23 protein-coding genes and 1 tRNA gene are annotated in these 24,410 nt (G+C 70.0%); 9 read left to right on the top strand and 15 right to left on the bottom strand.

Going from position 1 to position 24,410, the window contains the following annotated elements; translation table 11 throughout:
* Positions 1 to 6: 6 nt before the first annotated feature.
* The 5 genes from ampD to AC3WXD_RS29475 are packed head-to-tail and all read right to left on the bottom strand — an operon-like array spanning position 7 to position 5,568.
* Positions 7 to 630 carry a 1,6-anhydro-N-acetylmuramyl-L-alanine amidase AmpD gene (gene ampD / locus AC3WXD_RS29495; protein ID WP_454732224.1) on the bottom strand — a complete coding sequence of 208 codons (624 nt, stop codon included), beginning with the start codon at positions 628 to 630 and terminating at the stop codon, positions 7 to 9.
* Complete coding sequence (locus tag AC3WXD_RS29490; protein WP_492325228.1) at positions 623 to 2,266, bottom strand: sigma-54-dependent transcriptional regulator; 1,644 nt, start codon at positions 2,264 to 2,266, stop codon at positions 623 to 625. The genes ampD and AC3WXD_RS29490 overlap by 8 nt, the downstream gene beginning before the upstream one ends.
* Before the next feature lie 35 nt (positions 2,267 to 2,301).
* Positions 2,302 to 4,365 (bottom strand): sensor histidine kinase, encoded by a 2,064-nt coding sequence (locus tag AC3WXD_RS29485; protein ID WP_059413490.1) that lies wholly within the window; start codon positions 4,363 to 4,365, stop codon positions 2,302 to 2,304.
* Positions 4,362 to 4,631, bottom strand: a complete 270-nt coding sequence (locus AC3WXD_RS29480; RefSeq protein WP_020205805.1) for a PP0621 family protein — start codon at positions 4,629 to 4,631, stop codon at positions 4,362 to 4,364. Before AC3WXD_RS29480 ends, AC3WXD_RS29485 begins: the two co-directional genes overlap by 4 nt.
* Positions 4,632 to 4,638: 7 nt before the next feature.
* On the bottom strand, positions 4,639 to 5,568 hold the full coding sequence (locus AC3WXD_RS29475) for a cytochrome C assembly family protein (protein WP_020205804.1): 930 nt from the start codon (positions 5,566 to 5,568) through the stop codon (positions 4,639 to 4,641).
* A gap of 161 nt (positions 5,569 to 5,729) precedes the next feature.
* Here AC3WXD_RS29475 and ffh point away from each other — a divergent pair, with 161 nt between their 5' ends.
* Together ffh and AC3WXD_RS29465 are read left to right on the top strand one after the other, a co-directional pair.
* Positions 5,730 to 7,124 (top strand): signal recognition particle protein, encoded by a 1,395-nt coding sequence (gene ffh, locus AC3WXD_RS29470; protein ID WP_020205803.1) that lies wholly within the window; start codon positions 5,730 to 5,732, stop codon positions 7,122 to 7,124.
* A gap of 83 nt (positions 7,125 to 7,207) precedes the next feature.
* Positions 7,208 to 7,750, top strand: a complete 543-nt coding sequence (locus tag AC3WXD_RS29465) for a hypoxanthine-guanine phosphoribosyltransferase (protein WP_020205802.1) — start codon at positions 7,208 to 7,210, stop codon at positions 7,748 to 7,750.
* On the opposite strand, the gene AC3WXD_RS29460 is transcribed toward AC3WXD_RS29465, so the two are convergent.
* From AC3WXD_RS29460 to AC3WXD_RS29435, 6 genes are all read right to left on the bottom strand, one after another.
* On the bottom strand, positions 7,734 to 8,354 hold the full coding sequence (locus tag AC3WXD_RS29460) for a LysE family translocator (protein WP_082079761.1): 621 nt from the start codon (positions 8,352 to 8,354) through the stop codon (positions 7,734 to 7,736). The genes AC3WXD_RS29465 and AC3WXD_RS29460 overlap by 17 nt on opposite strands.
* A gap of 146 nt (positions 8,355 to 8,500) precedes the next feature.
* A complete protein-coding gene (locus tag AC3WXD_RS29455; protein ID WP_492325227.1) occupies positions 8,501 to 9,175 on the bottom strand; it encodes a LysE family translocator in 675 nt (224 codons plus the stop codon).
* Between the two features lie 85 nt (positions 9,176 to 9,260).
* Positions 9,261 to 10,043, bottom strand: coding sequence for a helix-turn-helix domain-containing protein (locus tag AC3WXD_RS29450; RefSeq protein ID WP_492325226.1), 783 nt, complete (start codon positions 10,041 to 10,043; stop codon positions 9,261 to 9,263).
* Between the two features lie 47 nt (positions 10,044 to 10,090).
* Complete coding sequence (locus AC3WXD_RS29445) at positions 10,091 to 11,074, bottom strand: 2OG-Fe(II) oxygenase (protein ID WP_492325225.1); 984 nt, start codon at positions 11,072 to 11,074, stop codon at positions 10,091 to 10,093.
* Positions 11,071 to 11,838: a lytic transglycosylase domain-containing protein gene (locus AC3WXD_RS29440; protein WP_020205797.1), complete on the bottom strand. Its 768-nt coding sequence runs from the start codon at positions 11,836 to 11,838 to the stop codon at positions 11,071 to 11,073. Before AC3WXD_RS29440 ends, AC3WXD_RS29445 begins: the two co-directional genes overlap by 4 nt.
* A 4-nt stretch (positions 11,839 to 11,842) precedes the next feature.
* Complete coding sequence (locus tag AC3WXD_RS29435; protein WP_059413483.1) at positions 11,843 to 13,564, bottom strand: proline--tRNA ligase; 1,722 nt, start codon at positions 13,562 to 13,564, stop codon at positions 11,843 to 11,845.
* 184 nt (positions 13,565 to 13,748) lie between these two features.
* Between AC3WXD_RS29435 and AC3WXD_RS29430 the strand changes: the two genes are divergently transcribed.
* Positions 13,749 to 14,435, top strand: coding sequence for an RNA pyrophosphohydrolase (locus AC3WXD_RS29430; RefSeq protein WP_020205795.1), 687 nt, complete (start codon positions 13,749 to 13,751; stop codon positions 14,433 to 14,435).
* Entirely contained in the window at positions 14,428 to 15,066 is a 639-nt protein-coding gene (locus tag AC3WXD_RS29425; RefSeq protein WP_492325224.1) for a CNP1-like family protein, read from the top strand. Before AC3WXD_RS29430 ends, AC3WXD_RS29425 begins: the two co-directional genes overlap by 8 nt.
* Before the next feature lie 195 nt (positions 15,067 to 15,261).
* Here the strand turns inward: AC3WXD_RS29425 and proB are convergent, their stop codons facing one another.
* From proB to rplU, 4 genes are all read right to left on the bottom strand, one after another.
* Complete coding sequence (gene proB / locus AC3WXD_RS29420) at positions 15,262 to 16,380, bottom strand: glutamate 5-kinase (protein WP_020205793.1); 1,119 nt, start codon at positions 16,378 to 16,380, stop codon at positions 15,262 to 15,264.
* A gap of 61 nt (positions 16,381 to 16,441) precedes the next feature.
* Positions 16,442 to 17,542, bottom strand: a complete 1,101-nt coding sequence (gene cgtA / locus AC3WXD_RS29415; RefSeq protein WP_020205792.1) for an Obg family GTPase CgtA — start codon at positions 17,540 to 17,542, stop codon at positions 16,442 to 16,444.
* A gap of 148 nt (positions 17,543 to 17,690) precedes the next feature.
* Positions 17,691 to 17,951 (bottom strand): 50S ribosomal protein L27, encoded by a 261-nt coding sequence (gene rpmA, locus AC3WXD_RS29410; protein ID WP_020205791.1) that lies wholly within the window; start codon positions 17,949 to 17,951, stop codon positions 17,691 to 17,693.
* Positions 17,952 to 18,021: 70 nt separating this feature from the next.
* The gene (rplU, locus tag AC3WXD_RS29405; RefSeq protein ID WP_020423953.1) at positions 18,022 to 18,333 is read right to left on the bottom strand and encodes a 50S ribosomal protein L21; all 312 of its coding nucleotides are present in this window, start codon (positions 18,331 to 18,333) and stop codon (positions 18,022 to 18,024) included.
* 572 nt (positions 18,334 to 18,905) lie between these two features.
* Here rplU and ispB point away from each other — a divergent pair.
* From ispB to AC3WXD_RS29380, 5 genes are all read left to right on the top strand, one after another.
* The gene (gene ispB / locus AC3WXD_RS29400; RefSeq protein ID WP_020205788.1) at positions 18,906 to 19,835 is read left to right on the top strand and encodes an octaprenyl diphosphate synthase; all 930 of its coding nucleotides are present in this window, start codon (positions 18,906 to 18,908) and stop codon (positions 19,833 to 19,835) included.
* A 149-nt stretch (positions 19,836 to 19,984) separates the two neighbouring features.
* A tRNA-Pro gene (locus AC3WXD_RS29395) sits at positions 19,985 to 20,061 on the top strand.
* Positions 20,062 to 20,383: 322 nt separating this feature from the next.
* Positions 20,384 to 22,138, top strand: coding sequence for a type IV-A pilus assembly ATPase PilB (pilB, locus tag AC3WXD_RS29390; protein ID WP_492325223.1), 1,755 nt, complete (start codon positions 20,384 to 20,386; stop codon positions 22,136 to 22,138).
* Positions 22,139 to 22,168: 30 nt separating this feature from the next.
* Complete coding sequence (locus AC3WXD_RS29385; RefSeq protein ID WP_029044200.1) at positions 22,169 to 23,434, top strand: type II secretion system F family protein; 1,266 nt, start codon at positions 22,169 to 22,171, stop codon at positions 23,432 to 23,434.
* A gap of 3 nt (positions 23,435 to 23,437) precedes the next feature.
* Entirely contained in the window at positions 23,438 to 24,367 is a 930-nt protein-coding gene (locus AC3WXD_RS29380; protein WP_020205785.1) for a prepilin peptidase, read from the top strand.
* Positions 24,368 to 24,410: the final 43 nt, after the last annotated feature.

Below are 24,410 nucleotides of genomic sequence, written 5' to 3'. Positions count from 1 at the left end.
CTTGCCTCAGGGCCGCCCTTTGCGGTAGGGCAGCATCCCGGAAGCCAGGCCGGCGGCCGCCGCGAAGGCCGCCCAGTCGAAATGCGGGCCCGGATCGGTCTTGCGCCCCGGAGCGATGTCGCTGTGCCCGGCCAGCGCGCGCACCGGGTAGGCGGCGAGCAGCGCACGCACCAGCGCCGCGGCGGTGTGGTATTGCGCCAACGTGAACGGCTGGTCGTCGCTGCCTTCGATCTCGATGCCGATGGAAAAGTCGTTGCAGCGCGGCCGGCCGAGGAACTCGGACTGCCCCGCGTGCCACGCGCGGTCCAGGCAGGACACGAACTGCACCAGCTCGCCGGTGCGCGTCACCAGGAAATGCGCCGAGACACGCACCTCGTGGATGGTGGCGAAGAACGGATGGCGCGACGGGTCGAGCCGGTTCTGGAAGAAGGCCTCGATGTCGCCGCTGCCGAACTGGCCGGGCGGCAGGCTGATGTTGTGGATCACCACCAGGTCCACCGGCAGGCCGGCCGGGCGCGCGTCGAAGTTGGGCGACGGCACGCGGCGCGCGGCCGGCACCCAGCCCGCGGGGTCGGGGCGGAAGGCGGCCGGGGCGGAAGGCACGGCGCCGCCGTGGACGTGCTCAGGCATCGCGCCCTCCGTGGGCGGCGGCATCCAGGCCCTCGCCGCCGGCGTCGTCGGCGGCATCCTCGCGGCCTTCGCGGATGCCCAGCTGCTGGATGCGGTAGCGCAGCTGGCGGAAGCTCAGGCCCAGCAGCGGCGCCGCCGCGGTGCGGTTGAAGCCGGTCTGCTGCAGGGCCTGCAGGATGAGGTCGCGCTCGAGCGCTTCCAGGCGGCCGGGCAGGTCGATCGGGAAGGTGACGCGGCCGGCCTCGCCGGCGGCGTCGCCCGGCGCCGGTTCACCGTACCCGCCGTGTGCGTCGGGCGCCTCGGCGCGGCCGGCGTAGCGGGCGTCCGACGGGACGCCGGGCGCGGCGGCCGGCGGCGGGCTGCCCGCGGGCGCGCCGGCGTAGGCGCCGCCGGGCGGCGCCGCGCCGGGCTCCAGCGGGCCGAGGTCGTCCACCTCGATGGCGTCGCCCTCGGCGAAGGCGTAGGCGCGCTCGAGCAGGTTCTCCAGCTCGCGCACGTTGCCCGGGAACGGGTATTCCGCCAGGCGCTGCTGCGCCGCCGTCGACAGCCGCTTGGGATGGCGGTCGCCGTAGCGCACCGCGAGGTGCTCCAGGATGGCGCCGGCCAGCACCGGCAGGTCCTCGCGCCGCTCGCGCAGCGTGGGCATGCGCAGCGCCAGCACGTTGAGCCGGTAGAACAGGTCCTGGCGGAACTGGCCGGCGGCCACCATCGCGGCCAGGTCCTTGTGGCTGGCGCACAGCACGCGCACGTCGACGTTTTCCTCGCGGCTGGCGCCGATCTTGCGCACGCGCCGCTCCTGCAGCACGCGCAGCAGCTTGACCTGCATGGCCAGCGGCAGGTCGGCCACCTCGTCGAGCAGCAGCGTGCCGCCGTGGGCGGCCTGGAAGAAGCCGCCGCGCTCGGCGTCGGCGCCGGTGAAGGCGCCCTTGACGTAGCCGAAGAACTCGGACTCCATCAGCGTCTCGGGGATGGCGCCGCAGTTGACCGCCACGAACGGGTGCGACGCGCGCGTGCTGATGGCGTGGATGGCGCGCGCCGCGCGCTCCTTGCCGCTGCCCGATTCGCCGCTGATGACGATCGGCGCCATGCTGCGCGCCAGCCGCGACAGCGAGCGGCGCACCTCGTGCATGGCCGCCGAATGCCCGGGCAGCAGGTTGACGGCGCGGTCCGCGGTGCCGGCCGCGGCGCCGCCCTCACCGCCCTCACCGCCCTCACCGCCCTCGCTGCCGTCGCCGCCCTCGGCCGGGTCGCGCTGCTGGCGCCCCAGCGCGTTGAGGATCAGGCTGCGCAGCTGGTCCAGCGAGACCGGCTTGGCGATGTAGTCGAAGGCGCCGGCCTTGAGCGCCTCGACCGCGTTGTCGGCGCTGCCGTAGGCGGTGATCACCGCCACCGGCACGCGCTCGGGCGCGCTCGAGAGCTGGCGCACGATGTCGATGCCCTGGCCGTCGCCGAGGCGCATGTCGGTCAGCACCAGGCTGTAGCGGCGCGCCGCGAGCTGCGCGCGCGCCTCGGCCAGCGAGCCCGCCAGCACCACGTCGTGGCCCATGCGGCGGATCGAGATGTCGAGCAGTTCTCGCAGGTCGGCCTCGTCGTCGATGACGAGGATCGGATCTGGGCCTGGCGTCTTGAGGGACATGGGTCTGGCGCGGTGGTGAGGCGGGCGGGAAGCGGTCAGCCGCCGGCTTGGTCCGGCGCATGGATGCGCAGGGTCAGCACGAAGGCCTTGGCCGGCAGTGTATCGCGTGACGCCGGGGCCAGCATGCCGGTGCGCGCCAGCAGCGCGTCGAGCGAGATGGTGCCGTAGCGCACCTGGGCATCGTTGGCGCCGCACAGCTCGCGCGCCATGAACAGGCCCAGGCCGGTGCCCTGCGCGTTGCTGGTGAAGAACGGCTCGAACAGCGTGCGCTGGTGCTCGCGCGAGACCTCCACGCCGTCGTTCCACACGATCAGCTCGGCATGGTGCTGGTCCAGCGCGTGGGCCAGCAGGCGGATCGCGCCGGGCAGGCGGCTGCAGTAGCGCCATGCGTTGTCGAGCAGGTTGCCCAGCACCTGCTGCAGCTGCGACGAGTCGAAGATGACCGGGCGCGCCACGTCCACCGTGAGCCGCACCGCGTTGGCGTTGATCTCGGCCGGGCGCGGCATGCGGCTCGCGCCCATCGGGTCGTGGGTGGCGGAGCGCGCGCGCATCTCCAGCCGCCAGCGGTCGACGATCTCGGGCAGCGCCTGGTTCAGGTCCACCACGGTGCGCTCGGTGCGCGGGCGGCGCGACATCTGCAGCACGTCCGACACCACCTGGTCGAGCCGCTGCACGTTGTCGTGGATGATGCGCAGCAGGCGCGCGTCGATGTCGCCGTCGGGGCGCCCGCGCCCGGTCTCGGACAGCAGCTCGCTGGCCTGGCTGATGGCCGCCAGCGGATTGCGGATCTGGTGCGCCACGCTGGCCACCAGCCGGCCCATCGCCGCCAGCTTTTCCTGCTGCACCTGCTCGGCGATGCGCTCCCAGCTTTCGATGTGGACCAGCACGGTGTCGCGCATCTCGCTGCGCAGCAGGGCTTCGTCCTCGGGCCGCCAGGCCATCGCCTCGTTCTGGGCGATGGCCAGGCGCAGGCGCGCCGCCGCCTCGGGCGTGAGCTCGTTCCAGGTGGCGGTGTCCATCGCCTGCTGCGCGCTCAGCGACACCGACAGCGACGAGGCGAAGGTCGAGCGCAGGCTGGCCAGGCCCGGCAGCAGGAAGCGCAGGCGCAGGCGCGTGTGCAGGATCGGGCCGCGCCCCGAGGACGGCCGCGACGGCAACGGCAGCAACTGCAGGATGCGCGGCGCGTCGTCCTTGCTGCGCACCCAGTCGCGCAGCATCTCCATGAGCGGCTGCAGTCGCGGGATCTGGCGCAGGTCGAACAGCGCGTCGCGCCCGGTGCCGGGCGTGGTGACGGCCTTGCCGCGCTCGGCCGGCTGCACGCCGAGCAGCACCACCGCGGCCGGGTTGGCGGCCACCACGGCGCCGTTGGCGCGCAGCAGCATGACGCCGTCCTGCATGTCGTTGACCATCAGCCGGTTGACCAGCTGCTGCAGGCGCAGCTCCTGCTCGCGCGCCAGCGCCAGGCGCTCCTGCGCGAGCTGGCGGTTGGCCAGCAGGTACATCAGCGAGGCCGCGATCATGAACACCAGGCCGTACAGCCCGGAGCCGAGCAGGCCGGCATCGGCCCGGTGCAGCAGCAGGGTCTGCGCGAACGGGCTGCTCATCACCACCAGCGCCGAGACCGCGGCGGTGGACAGCGCGAACAGCAGGCTGGTGAGCGCGCCGGCCTGCAGCGCCGGCAGCAGGAAGATCATGGCCATGCCTTCGCTGCGGTAGCCGTGGGCGTGGAAGATCAGCCCCAGCAGCAGCAGGTCGGCCAGCACCTGCATGTGCACGCGCAGGTGGAAGCCGCGCCGCCACCACAGCGCGGCGGCGGTCATGGCGAGCGCCATCAGCGCATAGGGCACCGCCAGCGGCAGCGCGGCCTGGGCCTGCCCGAGCGCCTGCGCCAGCCGCTCGGTCTCGCCGCGCTGCGCCGGCAGCCAGGCGTAGCCGAGCAGCAGCGCGGCCACGGCCAGGCGCGCCCAGCAGAAATAGCGCAGCAGGCGCCAGTGGAATTCAGGCGGCTCGGGCCGCCGCCACAGCGCGGCGACAGCGCCCCAGGCGCCGGAGCGGGCCGGCGGGCGCGACGGCGCGGGCGGTGGCGCGGCCCCCTTCATGCGGCGGGATTGTCCGCGTCGCTGTCCGGCGGCAGATGCGCGCGCCGGCAATAGTGCAGGCCGCGGTAGGCGATGGCCTCGCCGCGCGGCAGGTGCACGGCGCAGCGCGCGCATTGCACCATCGGCTCCTGCGGCGCGGGCTGCGGTTGGGATTGAGGGCGGGGCGGGCGCGCGTCGCGCTCGCCGGCCTGGCGCGCCTCGGCGCGCTGGCGCAGCCACCAGAAGAAGCCCAGCAACACGGCCAGGACGAGGACGATGCGTGCCATGCGGGACTCAGAACCGGTGCAGGATGACTTCGATGACGAAGCGGCTGCCCACGTAGGCCAGCAGCAGGATGCCGAACGACGCGATCACCCAGCGCAAGGCCGTGCGCCCGCGCCAGCCGTAGAAGCTGCGCCCGGCCAGGATGCCGGCGAACATCAGCCACGACAGCAGCGCGAACACGGTCTTGTGGTCCAGCCGGAACGCGCGCCCGAACAGCTGCTCGGAGAACAGCAGGCCCGACAGGATGGTCAGGGTCAGCAGCACGAACCCCGCGCCGATCAGGCGGAACAGCAGCTTCTCCAGCGTCAGCAGCGGCGGCAGCAGGTCCAGCCAGCGGCCCACCCACTGCGCCGGCGCCGCGCCCGCGCCGGCCTGCGGCGAGCGGTTGAAGCCGTGCAGGCGGCGCTCGGCCAGCAGCATCAGGAAGGCGTGGAAGGCGGCCAGCGTGAACAGCCCGTAGGCCACGTTGGCGATGACGAAGTGCAGCTTGAACAGCGGCGCGGCGGCGTAGCCGAGGATCTGCGCGCCGGGGAAGGCCAGCGGGATCAGGCTGGCCAGCAGCGCCACCGGGAACACGATCAGCCCGAGCCCGGCCAGCGAGAAGAAGAAGCTCTCGATCCAGTAGATGCCCACGCCCAGCCACAGCATGGCCGACAGCGCGAAGGCGAAGCCGAACATCATGCGGTCGGCCGGGAAGATGGTCTCGTGCAGCAGCAGGCCGTGGCTGGCCAGCGCGGCCAGCATCAGCACATGCCACCAGGCCGGGCGCCCCTCGCCGCGCGTGCCGCCGCCGCCCTGCAGCAGCACGGTGGCGGTGGTGCCGCCCGCGCCGGCGCCGGCGGCACCGGCAGCCGCGAGCTGCGGATTGCGCGTCGCCCAGCCGTGAAAGGCCAGGCCGCAATAGAGAAGTGCCGTCAAGGCATACAGTACAATGGCCATTTGCACAGTTTACCCTAGCGCCCCCGCCCCGGTGGCGCCGCGCTCGAGCCGCCCCCGAGCCGCGCGTGAGCCTGGCCCCGGAACCTGCGCCCGGCCTCGCGAGACGCCGGCCCGGTGCCGCCCGGGCCCCCAAACAAGCCCTACCCCCGGACTTCTCTGCCATGCTGGACAATCTCACTCAACGCCTGGCGCGGGTCGTCAAGACCATGCGCGGCGAGGCTCGCCTGACCGAAGCCAATACCGCCGAAATGCTGCGCGAGGTGCGCCTGGCCATGCTCGAGGCCGACGTGGCCCTGCCGGTGGTGCGCGAATTCATCGCCCGCGTGAAGGAAAAGGCGCTGGGCGAGGACGTGGTGTCCAGCCTCACCCCCGGCCAGGCGCTGGTGGGCGTGGTGCAGCGCGAGCTGACCGCCGTCATCGGCGGCGAGGAAAGCCTCACCGCCGGCGACAAGAGCGGCGAGCTGAACCTGGCCGTGCAGCCGCCCGCCATCATCCTGATGGCCGGCCTGCAGGGCGCCGGCAAGACCACCACCGTGGGCAAGCTGGCCAAGTGGCTCAAGGAAAACAAGAAGAAGAAAGTGCTGACGGTGTCGTGCGACGTGTACCGCCCCGCCGCCATCGCCCAGCTCAAGACCGTGTCCGAGCAGGTCGGCGCCGACTTCTTCCCCTCCCAGCCGGACCAGAAGCCGGTGGACATCGCCCGCGCGGCGGTGGACTGGGCGCGCAAGCACTACCACGACGTGCTGATCGTCGACACGGCCGGGCGCCTGGGCATCGACGAGGCGATGATGCAGGAGATCGCCGCGCTGCACGCCGAGCTCAAGCCCGCCGAAACCCTGTTCGTGGTCGACGCCATGCTGGGCCAGGACGCGGTCAACACCGCGCGCGCGTTCCACGACGCGCTGCCGCTGACCGGCGTGGTGCTGACCAAGCTCGACGGCGATGCGCGCGGCGGCGCGGCGCTGTCGGTGCGCCACATCACCGGCCGGCCGATCAAGTTCGTCGGCGTGGGCGAGAAGCTCGACGGCCTCGAGCCGTTCTACCCCGAGCGCATGGCCCAGCGCATCCTGGGCATGGGCGACATCCTCGCGCTGGTCGAGGAAGCCCAGCGCGGCGTGGACATGGAAGCGGCCGAGAAGCTGGCCAAGAAGATCAAGAAGACCGGCGGCTTCGACCTCGAGGACTTCAAGACCCAGATCGGCCAGATGAAGAAGATGGGCGGCCTGGGCAGCCTGGTGGACAAGCTGCCGGCGCAGTTCGCCCAGCAGGCCCAGGGCGCCAACATGGACGTGGCGGAAAAGCAGGTGCGCCGCATGGAAGGCATCATCAACAGCATGACCGCCGCCGAGCGCGCCAAGCCCGAGCTGATCAAGGCCAGCCGCAAGCGCCGCATCGCGGCCGGCGCCGGCGTGCCGGTGCAGGAGGTCAACCGCCTGCTCAACCAGTTCGACCAGATGCAGGGCATGATGAAGAAGCTCAAGGGCGGCGGCATGATGAAGATGATGCGCTCGATGGGCGCCATGAAGGGCGGCATGAAAGGCCTCTTCAACCGCTGAGCCAAACCCGGGCCGACCGCCGGGACCATCGCAAGGCCCCCGCGCGGCCACCGACAAAGACAGTCTGAGACAGGATCGACATCATGATGAGCGCCGAACAGGCCCGCGAGCTGTGGGCCAACTCCGAGGAAATCGTCAGCGCGCAGGCGGTGCAGGACTCGCTGGACCGCATGGCCGCCGAGATCACGGCCAAGATGGGCGACACCTTCCCGCTGGTGCTGTCCGTGATGGGCGGCGCGGTGGTCTTCACCGGCATGCTGCTGCCCAAGCTGGCGTTCCCGCTGGAGTTCGACTACATCCACCTCTCGCGCTACAACAACAAGACCGTGGGCGGCGAGATGCAGTGGCGCGTGGCGCCGCGCGAGTCCGTCAAGGACCGCACGGTGCTGGTGCTCGACGACATCCTCGACGAAGGCGAGACGATGGCAGCGATCCGCCAGCGCATCCTGGACATGGGCGCCACCGGCGTCTACGCCGCGGTGCTGTGCGAGAAGGTGCTGCAAAAGCCCAAGCCCATGCACCCGGACTTCTGCGGCTTCACGGTGCCGGAGCGCTACGTCTTCGGCTGCGGCATGGACGCGCACGGCTACTGGCGCAACCTGCCCGCGATCAGGGCCTTGCGCTGAGGATCGGCCACAGCGAGGCCAGCAGCAGCAGCGCCATCGCCACGTTGAACACGCGCAGCACGCGCGGCTGCGCCAGCCAGCGCCGCAGCGCCGAGCCGAACACCGCCCACATCGCCACGCTGGGCAGGTTGATCACCGCGAACACCCCGGCCAGCAGCAGCACGTTGAGCCACACGTTGCCGTGCAGCACGTAGGTGCTGCACGCGCCCACCGCCATCACCCACGCCTTCGGGTTGACCCACTGGAACGCCGCGGCCGGCAGGAAGCCCATCGGCTGCGCCACCTGGCGCTCCTGCACGCCGCCCGAGCTGGCCAGCTGCCACGCCAGCCAGGCGAGATAAAGCGCCGCCACCACGCGCAGCACCGTCCAGGTCCACGGCAGCGCGGCGAACAGCGAGCCCAGCCCGAGCCCGACCACCGCCACCATCACGGCGAAGCCCAGGCTGATGCCGAGGATGTGCGGCACCGTGCGCGCAAAGCCGAAATTGACGCCCGAGGCGAGCACCATCGTGTTGTTGGGGCCGGGCGTGATCGACGACACGAGGGCGAACGCAGAGAACGCGGCGAACACGCCGGATCCGGCAACGAGCTGGGGAACTGCCATGACTGACTCCATCGGGGGCGGACAACGAGGCAGCCCAGTCTAGCCGAGCACGCCAGTACAGTACCGGTACGGTCAGCCGGAAAACTGGCGGTACGGCCTTCGCCAGTCGCGGCCCGCGCGGCGGGCCGGCACCCGCGACGCGCCGCCTAGGATCGCCCTGCCTGCAACGCGGTTGCCGCCACCCACAGCGCGATGCCCCACAACACCAGCCCGGTGACGCGCTCCACGCCGCGCACCGAACGCGCGAAGCGCGCGCGCACCGGCGGCAGGCGCACGCCCCAGGCCACCAGCAGGTCCCAGCCGAAGACCACGGCGAACATCCACAGGCCGTAGCCGAGCTGCGCCGCGGCCGGCGTGCGGCGGCCGGCCAGCACCGAGAACAGGCTGGCGTAGAACAGCGCGTTCTTCGGGTTGAGCACGGCCGACAGGAAGCCGGCGACGAGCTGCGCCGCGCAGCCGCCGCCGCCGCCGCCGCCGCCGTCGTTGTCGCTCTCGTCGCTCTCGCCGGGCAGCGCGGGTTCCCCGCTGGCCGACAGCAGGCGCCAGCCCAGCCACGCCAGGTACAGGCAGCCGCCCCACTGCAGCAGCGCCAGCACGCCGTGGCTGGCGCGCGTGGCGGCCAGCCCGGCCAGCGCGGCGCCGATGAATACCCCGTTGCCGAGCGCGATGCCCAGGCAGACGGCGGCGGCGCGGCGCGCGCCGAGCACCAGCGAGCTGCGCACCACCAGGAAGAAGTCGGGCCCCGGGCTGAGCAGCGCGAGGAAATGCGCGCCCGCCACCATGACGAATTGGCCGAAGCCGGATGCCGCGAATGAGTCCATGCCAGTCCTTTCGTGTCGAGCACGAAGTCTGGCCGGCGCGGCGGGCGGCGGTATTGGAGAAAATTGCGGCGCGCGGCCGCGCGGCTCAGCCGGCGCGGCGCTGGAAGCCGCGCGGCGTGAGCGCGACGCGCTGCTTGAAGGCGCGCTGGAAATGGCTCTGGTCGGAGAAGCCCAGGTCCTGGGCGACGTCGGCCGGGGCGCCGCCCGCGCGCAGCAGATGGCGCGCATGGTTGATGCGCAGGTCGAGCTGGTAGGCGTGCGGCGTCATGCCGGTCTCGGCGCGGAACGCGCGGATCAACTGGTAGCGGCTCATGCCGGCGGCGCGCGCCATCTCGGCCAGCGGCAGCGGCTCGGCATGGCGCTCGCGCAGCGTCGCCACGACGCGGGCGAGCCGCGCGCGGCCGGCCGGCGGGCGCGGCGCGCGCACGGTCTGGCGCGGGTCCGCGCCGCCCAGCAGCGCGGCGAGGAAGGCGACCAGCGCGGCCGCCTTGCGCGCGCACGGCGCCGCCGAGAACAGCAGGCGGTTGAGCGCGCACAGCGCGGCGTAGGTGTCGGCCGCGCTGGTGATGCGCACGCGCGCGAGCGCGGCCGGCGCCGCCGCGCCGCGCGCGGCCAGCGCCGCGGCCGCCCACGCCGCGTCGACATGCAGCATCTGGTAGCTCCAGCGCCGGTCCGGCTCCGGGTTGCATGCGTGCACCTGCCCGGCGGGGATCACCACCACGTCGCCGGGCGACAGCCGCACCGCGCCGGCTTCGGTGCTGAACAGGCTGTGGCCGCCGTCGACCGCGCCCACCGACAGCGTGGGATGGGTGTGCGGCAGATAGGCCGCGCCGCTGTCGCTGGCGCAGCGGCTCTCGACGAAGGGCATGGCCGGATCGAACCAGTAGCGACCGGGCCGGCCCGGCTGGACGGGCGTCATCCGGTGCGGTAGGGCCGCTCGCGCAGCCACTTGGTGGCGATCCACTTCTCGCCCTGCTCGACCGGCAGGCCGGCGTGCAGCGTGCGTTCGTCGAGCGTGCCGTCGGACTTGCGGTAGCTGAAATAGACCGCGTTGCCCTTGACCGGCGCCACTTCGAGGCCGAGCTTGGGAAAGGCGGTGGCGCCGCCGGCCGGCGGGCTGTTGAGGTAGATCACCACGGTGGCCACGCGCTGCCCGCCCACGCGGAGCTGGCGCGCCTCGCCGGGGCGCAGCGGATTGAAGAAATCGTAGTGCGGCTGGTATTCGCCGCCGGGCTTGTAGTTGAGGATCTGCAGGCCCTCGCCGCGGTCGGCGGCGATGCCGGTGACGCTGGCGATGCAGTCCTCGATGCGCGCGATCAGCGGATGCTCGCCGACCTGGAACATCGCGCCCATGCTGGTGCGCGCGTCGATCAGGTTCTCGTCGCCGGTGTCCGGGTTGATGACCGGCGAGCGCGCCAGGCGGCCGCGCGCGAGCGCCACCAGGGCGTCGCATTCGTCGCCGGTCAGCAGTTGCTGGAACAGCACCACGCGCGGCGCGGCCAGCGCGAACAGGATGGGGATGTCGCGCCCGGCATGGTGCGCGGCGTTGCGCGCCGGGAAGCCGGTGGCGTGGCCGCGCGCCGTGGCGGGCGACGCCGGGCCGCCGGCTTCCCGGGCGGCACCGGCAATCCCGGCGGCGCCAGCGGTGTTCGCGGCGCCGGCGCCGCCCGCGTCGGCCTCATCGCCCTCGGCCGGGCCGCGCGTGGCGGCCAGCGCCGCGCCGACCGTGGCGCGCGCGAAGCCGGCGTCGTAGCCCGACTGGCACATCGACTGCACCAGCGCCTCGGCGTTGAAGCCCTGCCCGATATGGCGCCGCAGCCAGCGCTCCAGGTCCGGCGAGGAACTGGCGTAGCCGGCCTTGCCGGAACCGCCGCCTGCGGGGCCGCCGGGCGTGCTCATGAGGGATTGGCCAGCCGCTGCGGCGAGAACGGGTTGCGCGACGGCGCCTCGGGCGGCAGCACGCGCGCGCGCGCGGCGGCGGGATCGGGGTCGCCGGCCACCGTGACGCTGGCCTCGGAATACTGCCAGCGCTTCCACGCCGCCAGCACCGCGTTGGGATACTCGGGCCGGCCGCGGCTGCCGTTGTAGCGCCCCAGCGCCAGGAACAGGTCGCCCTGCTCGCGGTCCAGGTAGTAGCGCAGGATGGTGCAGCCGTAGCGCAGGTTGCTCTGCAGGTGGAACAGCTTGCGCGCGTCGCCGTCGCCGATGCTGCGCGACCAGAACGGCATCACCTGCATCAGGCCGCGCGCGCCGGCGCCGCTGATGGCGTACTTGCGGAAATTGCTCTCGACCTGCACCAGCCCGAGCACCAGCGCGGGCTCCAGGCCGGCGCGCTTGGCCTCGTAGTAGGCGGTCTCGATCAGCTCGATGCGCACCTGCGGCTCGGGGATGCGCGCGGCCAGCCGGTGCGACATCTCCTCCAGCCATTTCACGTAGGCGAGCTGCTCGCCGCCGGTGGCGAAGGCCGGGCGCAGCGGCCGGCTGTCCGCGATGGCGGCGGCCAGCGCGCCGCGCACGGAATCGGCGAGGTCTTCTTCCTTCTGCGCGCCCGCGTGCGCGGCCGCGCTCAGCGCCAGCAGCAGGCCGGCGCCGGCGCGCGCCAGGCGCGCGCCCAGGCTCAGGCGGTGGCGGCTTGCACCGGCGCGTCTGCCCGCGGCGCGCATGGGCTCAGGCGGTCAGCAGGCCGCGCACGTGGCCGACCACGTCGGCCACCGGCAGTTGCGTGGCCTCGGCATCGCGCCGGCCCTGGTACTCCACGCGGCCTTCCTTGAGGCCGCGGTCGCCCACCACCACGCGGTGCGGCACGCCGATCAGCTCCCAGTCGGCGAACATCGCGCCGGGGCGCTCGCCGCGGTCGTCCAGGATCACGTCGACGCCGGCCGCCAGCAGCTCGGCGTGGATGCGGTCGGCCTCGGCCTTGACCGCGTCCGAGCGGTCGTAGCCGACCGGGCAGATCACCACCGCGAACGGGGCGATGGCCGCCGGCCAGATGATGCCGCGCTCGTCGAAGTTCTGCTCGATGGCGGCACCCAGGATGCGCGTGACGCCGATGCCGTAGCAGCCCATCTGCATGGGCTGGGTCTTGCCGTTCTCGTCGAGGAAGGTGGCGCCCATCGACTCCGAATAGCGCGTGCCGAGCATGAACACGTGGCCCACCTCGATGCCGCGGCAGATTTCCAGCACGCCCTTGCCGTCCGGCGAGGCGTCGCCCGCCACCACGTTGCGCAGGTCGGCCACGGCCGGCTCGGGCAGGTCGCGGCCCCAGTTCACGCCGGTCAGGTGGTAGTCCTTCTGGTTGGCGCCGCAGACGAAGTCGCTCATGTTGGCCACGGTGCGGTCGGCCACCACCTTGACGGGCTTCTTCGTGCCGATCGGGCCCAGGTAGCCGGGCGGCGTGCCGAAGGTCTCGACGATCTCGGCCTCGCTGGCGAAGCGGAACTCGGCCAGGCCGGGCACCTTGGAGGCCTTGACCTCGTTGAGCTCGTGGTCGCCGCGCAGCAGCAGCAGCCAGATCTGCGCGCCGGCCTCGCCGTCGGTGGCCAGCACGATCGACTTGACCGTGCGCGCCAGCGGGATGCCCAGCAGCTCGGCGACCTGCTCGCACTTGGCCTTGCCCGGCGTGGGCGTGTTCACCAGCGCCTCGGCCGGCGCGGCGCGCCCGGCCAGCAGCGGCAGGGCTTCGGCCGCCTCCATGTTGGCGGCGTAGTCCGAGGTCGGGCAATAGACGATGGCGTCCTCGCCGGTATCGGCGATCACGTGGAACTCGTGCGAACCCGAGCCGCCGATGGCGCCGTTGTCCGCCGCCACGGCGCGGAATTCCAGACCGAAACGCTCGAAGATGCGCACGTAGGCGTTGAACATCTTGTCGTAGGACACCTTGAGGCCGGCCACGTCGCGGTCGAACGAGTAGGCGTCCTTCATGGTGAACTCGCGCCCGCGCATGATGCCGAAGCGCGGCCGGCGCTCGTCGCGGAACTTGGTCTGGATCTGGTAGAAATTGACCGGCAGCTGCTTGTAGCTGCGGATTTCGCTGCGGGCGATGTCGGTGACGACCTCCTCGGAGGTCGGCTGCACGGCGAAGTCGCGCTCGTGGCGGTCCTTCAGGCGCAGCAGCTCGGGGCCCATCTTGTCCCAGCGGCCGGTTTCCTGCCACAGCTCGGCGGGCTGGATCACCGGCATCGACAGCTCGACCGCGCCGGCACGGTTCATTTCCTCGCGCACGATGTTTTCCACCTTGCGGATGACCCGCAGGCCCACCGGCATGTAGTTGTAGATGCCGGCGCCGAGCTTCTTGATCATGCCGGCGCGCGTCATCAGCTTGTGCGAGACGATTTCCGCGTCGGAAGGGGCTTCCTTGAGGGTGGAAATGAAGAATTGCGAGGCTTTCATCCGTTGCTTTCTCGTAAGGCCATGCCCGTCCCGCGGAGCGCGGGCGGGGACTGGCGCGAATTCGTGGCGCGCGCGTGCCTGAAACAGCGCTTTTCGCTCGGGGAAAACCAGCATCCCGTTGCGCAAGCCGCATTACGCGCTTCCTTTATAATCGACGTAATTCTAAAGGATTCGAGGTGCAGTCATGCTCGATCGTGAAGGCTTTCGCCCGAACGTCGGCATCATCCTCATCAACGCACGGAACGAGGTGTTCTGGGGCAAGCGCATCGGCGAGCATTCATGGCAGTTTCCACAGGGCGGCATCAAATACGGCGAAACGCCGGAACAGGCGATGTACCGCGAGCTACATGAAGAAGTCGGTCTGCTGCCCGAGCACGTCAGGATCGTCGGTCGCACGCGCGACTGGCTGCGTTACGAGGTGCCGGACAAGTTCATCCGCCGCGAGATCCGCGGCCATTACCGGGGGCAGAAGCAGATCTGGTTCCTGTTGCGCATGGCGGGCCGCGATTGCGACATCCGCCTGCGCGCCACCGACCATCCGGAGTTCGATGCCTGGCGCTGGAGCCACTACTGGGTACCGCTCGATGCCGTCATCGAGTTCAAGCGCGAGGTGTACCAGCTCGCGCTGAACGAGCTGTCGCGCTTCCTGCAGCGCAATGCGCGCGCGCCGCTGAGCCCCTACGGGACCCACGGCGCGCACGGCAGGCACGCCGCGGCACGCCCCGCGGGCCGTGGCGCGCCGGACGAACACGCCGGGGCCGACGGCCGCCTCGCGCACGAGCCGCAGGGCCCGTGCGACGAGCAGGCCGGCGATCACGGCCCAACACCGCCGGCCATGCCGGCGTCCACAGAACGGAGTACCGATGATTGAATCCGCCGGCCGGGGCTTTCGCTCCCGGCTGACCGCCGCCTGCCTGCTGGCGGCAACCCTTTCCCTGGGCCTGGCCGGCTGCGGCAGCACCAAGCCGAACTACACCCAGGTCGACGCCCCGGACGAAGACGCCGAGGACTACACGCCCAAGAAGGAATCGAGCCTGTTCGCGCCACTGTTCGGGCCGCGCGAGTTCAACGAGGCGGCGACGCCGCTGCCGGCGCTGCCGCAGGACGCCGACCTGATCCCGTTCGAGGTCAGCCCCACCGGCAACTTCGACTTCGCCGTGGACGCCAAGTCGGTCGTGGTCGGCAAGGACGGCGCGGTGCGCTACACGGTGGTGATCCGCGGCCCGGGCGGCACGCGCACCAGCAGCTTCGAAGGCTTCCGCTGCGATTCCTACGAGCGCAAGCTGTTCGCCACGCTGCCCAAGGGCGCCAAGGAATGGGTGCGCAACGGCAGCGACGACCGCGACGGCTGGATCCGCGTGGTCAAGGGCACGCGCAACAACTACGCCAACGCGCTCGCCACCGACTTCCTCTGCGAGGGCCGCGGGGCGGCCGGCACGGCGGAGGAGATCGTCAGGCAGATGCGCGGGGACGCGCCGCGCAAGAGCCTGTTCTCGCGCTGAGCGGCAGCGGGCGGCGATGAGGCCGGCGAGCTACTGACAGACAGCATCGGCTTGCCGCTTGTGTTCTCCCCTCTCCCGCGCGCGGGAGAGGGGAGCAAACCTTCGATGATCGGAGGTTGCCGGCGAACAAAAAGGCTGCACACCGTGCAGCCTTTTTGCTTCTGAGCTCCCGCTCGCCGGTGCCGGCCGGGCGGATCAGACCAGCACGAGATTGTCGCGATGAATCAGCTCGTGCTCGTTCTGGTGGCCCAGCACGCGCTCGATCTCGGACGACGGCTTGCGCGCGATCAGGCGCGCCTCGGCGCTGGAATAGTTGGTGATGCCGCGCGCCACCTCGTGCCCGCCGGCGTCGACGCAGGCGATGACCTCGCCGCGCGCGAACTCGCCCTCCACTTCCACCACGCCGATCGGCAGCAGCGACTTGCCGCCGCTGGTGAGCTTTTCGCACGCGCCGGCGTCGATCACCACGCGCCCGCGCATCTGCAGGTGGTCGGCCATCCATTGCTTGCGCGCGTTCAGGCGCCCGGTCGGCGCCAGCAGCTGGGTGCCGATGCCTTCGCCGCCGGCCAGTCGCTCCAGCACGTTGGCTTCGCGCCCCGAGGCGATCACGGTGTGGGCGCCCGACTTGGCCGCGCGCTTGGCGGCCAGGATCTTGGTCAGCATGCCGCCGCGGCCGATCGAGCTGCCGGCGCCGCCGGCCATCGCCTCGAGCTCGGGCGCGCCGGCCAGCGCTTCCTCGACGAAGACGGCCTGCGGGTCGCGGCGCGGGTCGGCGGTGTAGAGGCCGCGCTGGTCGGTCAGGATCACCAGCGCGTCGCCTTCGATCAGGTTGGTGACCAGCGCGCCGAGGGTGTCGTTGTCGCCGAACTTGATTTCGTCGGTGACGACCGTGTCGTTCTCGTTGATGATCGGCACCACGCCGAGCGAGAGCAGCGTCAGCAGGGTCGAGCGCGCATTCAGGTAGCGCTCGCGGTCGGCCAGGTCGGCGTGGGTCAGCAGCACCTGGGCGGTGCGGATGCCGTAGCGGCCGAACTGGCTTTCGTAGACCTGCGCCAACCCCATCTGGCCCACCGCGGCGGCGGCCTGCAATTCGTGGATTTCCTTCGGGCGGCGCACCCAGCCCAGGCGCTGCATGCCCTCGGCGATGGCGCCCGAGCTGACCAGCACGACTTCCTTGCCGGCCATGCGCAGCTTGGCGATCTGGGCCGCCCAGCGGGCGATGGCGTCGTGATCGAGCCCCTTGCCGTCGTTGGTCACCAGGCTGGACCCGACCTTCACGACGATACGTTTTGCCTGGGCGATGACCGATTGCATGGCGGGATCCTGTCTCCTGGGTACTGCGGCTGTCGTTGCTGGCTGGCTGGCGCGGAGCGGATCAGTCCTGCTCCGTGCCGGAATGGTCGATATTGTGCAGGCGCTCGTCGAAGCGGATGTCCGGCTCGGCCAGCGCGGCGGCCTCCTCGGCCTTGATCGCGGCGAGGTGGTCCTTGATCGCGTAGATCAGTTCGCGGCAGCCTTCGCCGGTCAGGGCGGAGATGCGGAACACCGGGCCCTTCCACTTGTAGCGCTTGACGAAATCCTTGACGCGCTTCTCGCGCTCGTCCTCCGGCACCACGTCCAGCTTGTTGAGCACCAGCCAGCGCGGCTTGTCGTAGAGGCTCTCGTCGTATTTCTTCAGCTCGTTGACGATGGCGCGCGCCTCCGCCACCGGGTCCACGTTCTCGTCGAACGGCGCCAGGTCCACGATATGCAGCAGCAGGCCGGTGCGCTGCAGGTGGCGCAGGAACTGGTGGCCCAGCCCGGCGCCCTCGGCCGCGCCTTCGATCAGGCCGGGGATGTCGGCCACCACGAAGGACTGCTCGTGGTCGACGCGCACCACGCCCAGGTTCGGGTGCAGCGTGGTGAACGGATAGTCCGCCACCTTGGGGCGCGCGTTGGAGATGTGCGAGATCAGCGTGGACTTGCCGGCATTGGGCATGCCCAGCAGGCCCACGTCGGCCAGCACCTTGAGCTCGAGCTTGATCATGCGGCGCTCGCCGGGCTTGCCGTCGACCTGCTGGCGCGGCGCGCGGTTGGTGCTGGACTTGAAGTGCAGGTTGCCCCAGCCGCCCATGCCGCCCTCGGCCAGGCACACGGTCTGGCCGTGCTCGGTCAGGTCGGCGATCAGGTCGCCGGTGTCCATGTCCAGGATCTGCGTGCCGACCGGCATGCGCAGCGTCACGTCCTCGCCGCCGGCGCCATAGCAGTCCGCGCCGCGGCCGTTCTCGCCGTTGCGCGCCACGTGCTTCTTGGCGTAGCGGAAGTCGATCAGGGTGTTGATATTGCGGTCCGCCACCGCGAACACGCTGCCGCCGCGGCCGCCGTCGCCACCGTCCGGTCCGCCGAAGGGGACGAATTTCTCGCGCCGCATCGATGCGCTGCCATTGCCGCCATTGCCGGCAATGACTTCAATTCTGGCTTCGTCGATGAACTTCATGATGACCTTCCGTGGTGGAGCGGCCGCGCCGCGCGCCCGGCCGGAAGGGCGGGGAGCGCGGGCGTGGCGGATGGCGACAACGGGATTGTCGCCAGAAATGAAAAAGCCCCGCAAGTGCTGCGGGGCCTTCGTGCTGCAAAGGCGGTGATCAGGCTGCCGGAACGACGCTGACCTGCTGCTTCTTGGCAGCGCCCTTGACGGCGAACTGCACGTGACCGTCGATCAGGGCAAAGAGGGTGTGATCCTTGCCAATGCCGACGTTCTCGCCCGGGTGCACGCGCGTACCGCGCTGACGCACGATGATGCTGCCGGCGTTGATGGCCTGGCCACCGTACACCTTGACGCCCAGACGCTTCGATTCGGAATCGCGGCCGTTCCGTGTGGAACCGCCGCCCTTTTTCTGTGCCATGACTAACTCCTGTCGCTTGACTTTACCTGGTTACGCTTGAATTCGATTTCGATGTGGACTGAGCGGCAGCTCAGGCGACGATCGATTCGATGCGCAGCTCGGTGTAGTTTTGACGATGGCCTTGACGCTTCTGGTAGTGCTTGCGACGGCGCATCTTGAAGATCTTCACCTTGTCGTGACGACCTTGGGAGATAACGGTAGCCTTGACGGAAGCCCCGCTCACCAGCGGCGTACCAAACTTGAGTTGGTCGCCGGCGCCCACTGCGAGCACCTGGTCGAGCGTGATTTCTGCGCCAATGTCTGCCGGTATCTGTTCTACTTTAAGTTTTTCGCCAGCAGCAACCTTGTATTGCTTGCCGCCGGTTTTTACGACCGCGTACATTGTCGAACCTCTCGATGTGAAATAAAACGCCGAAAGCCAATGCCGGCCTGCCCTGGCGCTCCGTCCGCCCTGCTTGGGCAGGAGGGTCCGGATGGCCCGGACAGCCCAATTGGCGCCGGTTATCTCCCGCCGGCGCAGCCGTAAACAATGCAAAGCGGCCGGAGGAAACCTGTGATTCTATACCAGATCCGGGAAAAGTACAAAGAAAACAGGTACATAGCCTGTCCGGCGGCGCCTCGCGCACATTGCGCGGCGCGCGGACGGGGTCCGGCGCGGGCCCGGCTCAGATCAGGTCCGCCAGCAGGAAGCCCGCCAGGGCGGCGAAGGCAGCCCACCAGGCGGTGCGGCGCAGCCGGCGACGCGAAGAAAAATGTCTTTCGGTCATGCGGACATTATAGGCCGCGCGTGCGTGGCGCCCGCGCCACGCGCATGCCCCGGCCCGCGACCCCGGCACCCCCCGTTCAGGGGACATACATACACCCGCATCGCTTATAATCGGCGGGTTTTGCGTAACGGTGAACATCTTGTCCCAGTCTTCCGCCACTGCCTTGCTTGCCCCGGTCGCTGCCGACATGCGCGCCGTCGATTCGGTGATCCGCCAGCGGCTCGCCTCCGAAGTGCCGCTGATCGAGCAGATCGGCGAATACATCATCAGCGCCGGCGGCAAACGCCTGCGTCCCGTGATCCTGCTGCTGTCCGCGCGGGCCTTCGGCTACGACGGCCACCGCCACCACGAGCTGGCCGCCGTGGTGGAGTTCATCCACACCGCCACCCTGCTGCACGACGACGTGGTCGACGAGTCCGAGCTGCGGCGCGGCCGCCAGACCGCCAACGCGGTGTTCGGCAACGCCGCCAGCGTGCTGGTGGGCGACTTCCTCTATTCGCGCGCGTTCCAGATGATGGTGGACGCCGGCAGCATGCGCATCATGGAGATCCTCTCCAACGCCACCAACGTGATCGCCGAGGGCGAGGTGCTGCAGCTGCTCAACATGCACGACCCCGACGTCACCGTGGAGCGCTACCTGCAGGTGATCCGCTACAAGACCGCCAAGCTGTTCGAGGCCTCGGCCCAGCTCGGCGCGGTGCTGGCCGGCGCAGACGCCACCGCCGAGGAAGCCGCGGCCGAATACGGGCGGCGCATCGGCACCGCCTTCCAGCTCATCGACGACATGCTGGACTACACCGCCAGCGCCGAGCAGATGGGCAAGAACGCCGGCGACGACCTGCGCGAGGGCAAGCCCACGCTGCCGCTGCTGCACCTGCTCGAGCACGGCACCGACGCGCAGCGCGCGCTCGCGCGCGACGCCATCGTGCAGGGCGGCACCGAGCACTTCGACGCGGTGTTCGCGGCGATCCACGACAGCGGCGCGCTCGAAGTCACCTTCGAAGCCGCGCGGCGCGAAGCCGAGGCGGCGGAGAAGGCCGCGCGGCAATTCCCCGAGTCGCCGCTCAAGCAGACGCTGATCGACCTGTGCGCGTTTTCGCTGCAGCGCCAGTCGTGAAATCGGGCGGCCCCGGCAAGCGGGCCTGACAGCAAAAACACAAGGAACATGCGGTTGCCTCTTCCCATCCGAAAAAAAGGCTGCTACACTTGTGTGCTTTCTCGCTGCAACAATATTTCTGGCGCAGCGATAGAAAAAAGCAAGAAAAACGGGGTGTAGCTTAGCCTGGTAGAGCGCTACGTTCGGGACGTAGAGGCCGGAGGTTCGAATCCTCTCACCCCGACCAGTTTTCACGGTCGGCAAGACCGTACAAGAAAAGCCGCACAGCGATGTGCGGCTTTTTTTCGTCCGCGTTCGTCCGCGCGATTTTTTCGTCCGCGTCTCCGGTCCGTGTCCTCACCATGCTGCGGCCGGACCGCCGCCGCCTGACGCCCCCTGGCCGCCCCGCCGCCGGCCCCCACGCCCATCCCCCCGCGCCAGTAGGGTTGCGCACCTGTCGCGCAAACGCCAACGCCGGGCGCGCCTCGCCTTTACAAAAAGTGACCCCGCCTGCAAACTGCGCCGATTCGGGGTCTTTCGGCCGCTTGCCGGCCACCAGCTTTTTTGCCATGACACTTGGTCTAGCTCTTGCACAGAGCCGGCGCATCGCGCCTGCCCTGCTCGCCCAGCTTGAACAGTCGGCACGAGAAAAAAAGTCGCAGCTGATCGACGAGATCATCGCCAGCGGCACCATGACTGCGCACGATGTGGCGATCTTCGCGGCTGATAGGTATCAGTTGCCCCTGGTCGATCTGGGCCAGTACAACCTGAACAAGGTGCCGCCGGCGCTGGCCGGCAACCGCGAGTTCCACGCGCACCGGCTGCTGCCGCTGGGCCGGCGCGAGAACCGCCTGGTGCTGGCCCTGTCCGACCCGGGCAACCAGGCCGGGCTCGACGCCATCAAGCAGAAGTACAACCTGCCGGTCGATACCGTCGTCGTCGAGCACGACAAGCTGATGCAGTACGTGCGCTCCGCCAGCGAGGACGGCGGCGGCACGCTCAAGTCGATCGCGCCGATGCAGGCCGAGCGCAAGATGATCGAGTACGACCCGGTCGCCTCCGCCGCCGCCCAGCGCAACAAGACCGCCGGCGACATCGACGACGCGCCGGTGGTGCGCTTCCTGCACAAGCTGCTGACCGAAGCCTTCCACCGCGGCGCCTCCGACCTGCACTTCGAGCCGTTCGAGACCTTCTACCGCATCCGCTTCCGCGTCGACGGCGTGCTGCAGGAGGTGGCGCGCCCGCCGGTCGACATCCGCGACAAGATCGCCACCCGCATCAAGGTGCTGTCGCGCCTGGACATCTCGGAAAAGCGCGTGCCGCAGGACGGCCGCATGAAGCTGCTGATCGCGCTGCCCAAGGACAAGAACGCCGAGAAAGACGGCAAGGACGGCAAGGAGCCCAAGGAGGTGGTCGAGAAGGCGATCGACTTCCGCGTCTCCACGCTGCCGACGCTGTTCGGCGAGAAGATCGTGATCCGGATCCTGGAGTCGTCCTCCGACAAGCTGGACATCGACCAGCTCGGCTACGAGCCGGCGCAGAAGGCGCTGCTGCTCGACGTCATCAAGCGCCCCTACGGCATGGTGCTGGTGACGGGCCCCACCGGCAGCGGCAAGACGGTGTCGCTGTACACCTTCCTGAACCGGCTCAACCAGGGCGACATCAACATCTCCACGGCCGAGGACCCGGCCGAAATCCAGCTGCCCGGCATCAACCAGGTCAACGTCAACGAGAAGGCCGGCCTGACCTTCGCCGCGGCGCTGCGCTCGTTCCTGCGGCAGGATCCGGACATCATCATGGTCGGCGAAATCCGCGACCTGGAAACCGCCGACATCTCGATCAAGGCGGCCCAGACCGGCCACCTGGTGTTCTCCACCTTGCACACCAACGACGCGCCGACCACGCTCACGCGCCTGATGAACATGGGCGTGGCGCCGTTCAACATCGCCTCGAGCGTGCTGATGATCACCGCGCAGCGGCTGGCGCGCCGCCTGTGCACGTGCAAGCGGCCCGGCGAGCTGGCGCGCGAGGTGCTGGTCGACGCCGGCTTCCAGGAGGCCGACCTCGACGGCAGCTGGCAGCCCTACCACCCGGTCGGCTGCGAGCGCTGCAACGGCACCGGCTACAAGGGCCGCTGCGGCATCTACCAGGTGATGCCGATCACCGAGGCGATGCAGCAGATCATCCTCGCGCACGGCACCGCGCTGCAGATCGCCGAGCAGGCGCGCCGCGACGGCGTGCTATCGTTGCGCGAAGCCGGCCTGGCCAAGGTGAAGCAGGGCGTCACCTCGCTGGAAGAAGTGCTGGCAACAACCAATATGTAAAACAACAAAGCATGTCATTTGGGGTCAATCATGGCGACACGCGCACCAGCCGCCGCCGCTCGCAAGGCGGCTGCGCCCAAGGGGAAATCTGGGCGTAAGGCGCCCACGCAGTACATCTTCGAGTGGGAGGGCAAGGACCGCAAGGGCAAGGTGTTCACGGGCGAGCTGCGCGCCGAGAGCCAGGCCGAGGTCAACGCCACCCTGCGCAAGCAGGGCCTCACCGTGGTCAAGCTCAAGAAGCGGCGCGCCGCGCGCGGGCGCAAGATCACCGAGAAGGACATCGCGTACTTCACGCGTCAGCTCTCGACCATGCTCAAGGCGGGCATCCCACTGCTGCAGTCGATCGACATCATCGCGCGCGGCCACGCCAACCCGAACTTCACGCAGTTGCTGGCCGAGATCCGCTTCGACATCGAATCGGGCAGCAGCATGGCGCAGGCCTTCCGCCGCCAGCCGCGCTACTTCGACACGCTCTACTGCAACCTGATCGACGCCGGCGAGCAGGGCGGCATCCTGGACGCCCTGCTGGAGCGCCTGTCGCTCTACATGGAAAAGACCATCGCGCTGAAGAGCCAGATCAAGTCGGCCATGATCTACCCGATCGCGGTGCTGACGGTGGCCTTCGCCGTGACGGTGATCCTGATGATCTTCGTGATCCCGGCCTTCAAGGGCGTGTTCTCGAGCTTCGGCGCCAACCTGCCGGCGCCGACGCTGGCCGTGATCGCCATGTCGGACTTCTTCGTCAACAACTGGTACATCGTGATCGGCGTGCCGGTGTTCGGCATCGCCTTCTACCTGCGCAGCCTCAAGCGCTCGGAGAAGGTGCAGCGCGCCAGCGACCGGATGCTGCTGCGGCTGCCGATCTTCGGCTCGCTGTTCCGCAAGGCCGTGATCGCGCGCTGGACGCGCACGCTAGCCACCATGTTCGCCGCCGGCACGCCGCTGGTGGAGTCGATGGAGTCGGTGGCCGGCGCGGCCGGCAACTGGGTCTACTATGACGCCACCCGGGAGATCGAGCAGTCGGTGCGCATCGGCACCAGCCTGACCAACGCCATGCAGGCCACCCACGTGTTCGACAACATGGTGCTGCAGATGACGCAGATCGGCGAGGAGTCGGGCGCGCTGGACAACATGCTGCTGAAGGTGGCGGAGTTCTACGAGCGCGAGGTGGACGACGCCGTGGCCGCCATCTCCAGCCTGATCGAGCCGCTCATCATCGTGGTGCTGGGCGTGCTCATCGGCGGCATGGTGGTGGCGATGTACCTGCCGATCTTCAAACTGGGACAGGTGGTGTAACGCATGCAGTGGCTGTTTTCCGCGCACGGCGCCGCCGGCGCGCTCTCCGCGTTTTCCGCACCGGCGGCGCCCGCGCAGGCCATCGCGTCGCTGGCGCTGCTGCCGCCCTGGTTCCTGGTGACGGCGGCGGCGCTGCTCGGCCTGGTGGTCGGCAGCTTCCTCAACGTGGTGGTGCACCGGCTGCCGCGCATGATGGAGCACGACGAGGCCAACTACATCGCCTCGCTGCGCGACGACCCGCTGCCCCACCCCGAGACCTACAACCTGATGGTACCGCGCTCGGCCTGCCCGCATTGCGGCCACGCGATCGGCGCGCTGGAGAACATCCCGGTGCTGAGCTACCTGGCGCTGCGCGGGCGCTGCTCGGCCTGCAAGGCGCCGATCGGCAAGCGCTACCCGCTGGTCGAAGCCGGCACCGCGCTGCTCACCGCGCTGGCCGCCGCCCACTTCGGCCCGACCTGGCAGGCGCTGGCGGCCATCGCCCTGATCTGGGCGCTGATCGCCCTCACCCTGATCGACGCGGACACGCAGCTGCTGCCCGACCAGATCACGCTGCCGCTGCTGTGGCTGGGCCTGCTGCTCAACCTCGGCGGGCTGTTCGCGCCGCTGGCCGACGCCGTGACCGGAGCGGCGGCGGGCTACCTGCTGCTGTGGACGGTGTACTGGGCGTTCAAGCTGGTGCGCGGCAAGGAAGGCATGGGCTACGGCGACTTCAAGCTGATGGCGGCGCTGGGCGGCTGGTTCGGCTGGCAGGCGCTGCCGGCGCTGGTGCTGCTGTCGTCGGTGGTGGGGCTGGTGTTCGCGCTTGCCAATATCGCGCTGCGCCGTCAGGATCGCGATACGCATTTCGCCTTCGGCCCCTATATCGCCGGCGCCGGCCTGCTGGTGCTGTTCTTCGGCGCCAACGTGCTGCCGCTGGGCCTGGCGGGCTGACGGCGCGCCGCCCACCCATGCAAGCCTGGATAGCCTGGATACG

It is taken from the genome of Cupriavidus sp. FW216-B1 (assembly GCF_058789195.1).
This window is presented reverse-complemented; position numbering and strand designations above follow the sequence as displayed.

Bases quoted from the DNA above. Each gene is read 5' to 3' on its own strand.
- ampD (WP_454732224.1), bottom strand. From the start codon at position 630: ATGCCTGAGCACGTCCACGGCGGCGCCGTGCCTTCCGCCCCGGCCGCC.
- AC3WXD_RS29490 (WP_492325228.1), bottom strand. From the start codon at position 2,266: ATGTCCCTCAAGACGCCAGGCCCAGATCCGATCCTCGTCATCGACGAC.
- AC3WXD_RS29485 (WP_059413490.1), bottom strand. From the start codon at position 4,365: ATGAAGGGGGCCGCGCCACCGCCCGCGCCGTCGCGCCCGCCGGCCCGC.
- AC3WXD_RS29480 (WP_020205805.1), bottom strand. From the start codon at position 4,631: ATGGCACGCATCGTCCTCGTCCTGGCCGTGTTGCTGGGCTTCTTCTGG.
- AC3WXD_RS29475 (WP_020205804.1), bottom strand. From the start codon at position 5,568: ATGGCCATTGTACTGTATGCCTTGACGGCACTTCTCTATTGCGGCCTG.
- ffh (WP_020205803.1), top strand. From the start codon at position 5,730: ATGCTGGACAATCTCACTCAACGCCTGGCGCGGGTCGTCAAGACCATG.
- AC3WXD_RS29465 (WP_020205802.1), top strand. From the start codon at position 7,208: ATGATGAGCGCCGAACAGGCCCGCGAGCTGTGGGCCAACTCCGAGGAA.
- AC3WXD_RS29460 (WP_082079761.1), bottom strand. From the start codon at position 8,354: ATGGCAGTTCCCCAGCTCGTTGCCGGATCCGGCGTGTTCGCCGCGTTC.
- AC3WXD_RS29455 (WP_492325227.1), bottom strand. From the start codon at position 9,175: ATGGACTCATTCGCGGCATCCGGCTTCGGCCAATTCGTCATGGTGGCG.
- AC3WXD_RS29450 (WP_492325226.1), bottom strand. From the start codon at position 10,043: ATGCCCTTCGTCGAGAGCCGCTGCGCCAGCGACAGCGGCGCGGCCTAT.
- AC3WXD_RS29445 (WP_492325225.1), bottom strand. From the start codon at position 11,074: ATGAGCACGCCCGGCGGCCCCGCAGGCGGCGGTTCCGGCAAGGCCGGC.
- AC3WXD_RS29440 (WP_020205797.1), bottom strand. From the start codon at position 11,838: ATGCGCGCCGCGGGCAGACGCGCCGGTGCAAGCCGCCACCGCCTGAGC.
- AC3WXD_RS29435 (WP_059413483.1), bottom strand. From the start codon at position 13,564: ATGAAAGCCTCGCAATTCTTCATTTCCACCCTCAAGGAAGCCCCTTCC.
- AC3WXD_RS29430 (WP_020205795.1), top strand. From the start codon at position 13,749: ATGCTCGATCGTGAAGGCTTTCGCCCGAACGTCGGCATCATCCTCATC.
- AC3WXD_RS29425 (WP_492325224.1), top strand. From the start codon at position 14,428: ATGATTGAATCCGCCGGCCGGGGCTTTCGCTCCCGGCTGACCGCCGCC.
- proB (WP_020205793.1), bottom strand. From the start codon at position 16,380: ATGCAATCGGTCATCGCCCAGGCAAAACGTATCGTCGTGAAGGTCGGG.
- cgtA (WP_020205792.1), bottom strand. From the start codon at position 17,542: ATGAAGTTCATCGACGAAGCCAGAATTGAAGTCATTGCCGGCAATGGC.
- rpmA (WP_020205791.1), bottom strand. From the start codon at position 17,951: ATGGCACAGAAAAAGGGCGGCGGTTCCACACGGAACGGCCGCGATTCC.
- rplU (WP_020423953.1), bottom strand. From the start codon at position 18,333: ATGTACGCGGTCGTAAAAACCGGCGGCAAGCAATACAAGGTTGCTGCT.
- ispB (WP_020205788.1), top strand. From the start codon at position 18,906: ATGCGCGCCGTCGATTCGGTGATCCGCCAGCGGCTCGCCTCCGAAGTG.
- pilB (WP_492325223.1), top strand. From the start codon at position 20,384: ATGACACTTGGTCTAGCTCTTGCACAGAGCCGGCGCATCGCGCCTGCC.
- AC3WXD_RS29385 (WP_029044200.1), top strand. From the start codon at position 22,169: ATGGCGACACGCGCACCAGCCGCCGCCGCTCGCAAGGCGGCTGCGCCC.
- AC3WXD_RS29380 (WP_020205785.1), top strand. From the start codon at position 23,438: ATGCAGTGGCTGTTTTCCGCGCACGGCGCCGCCGGCGCGCTCTCCGCG.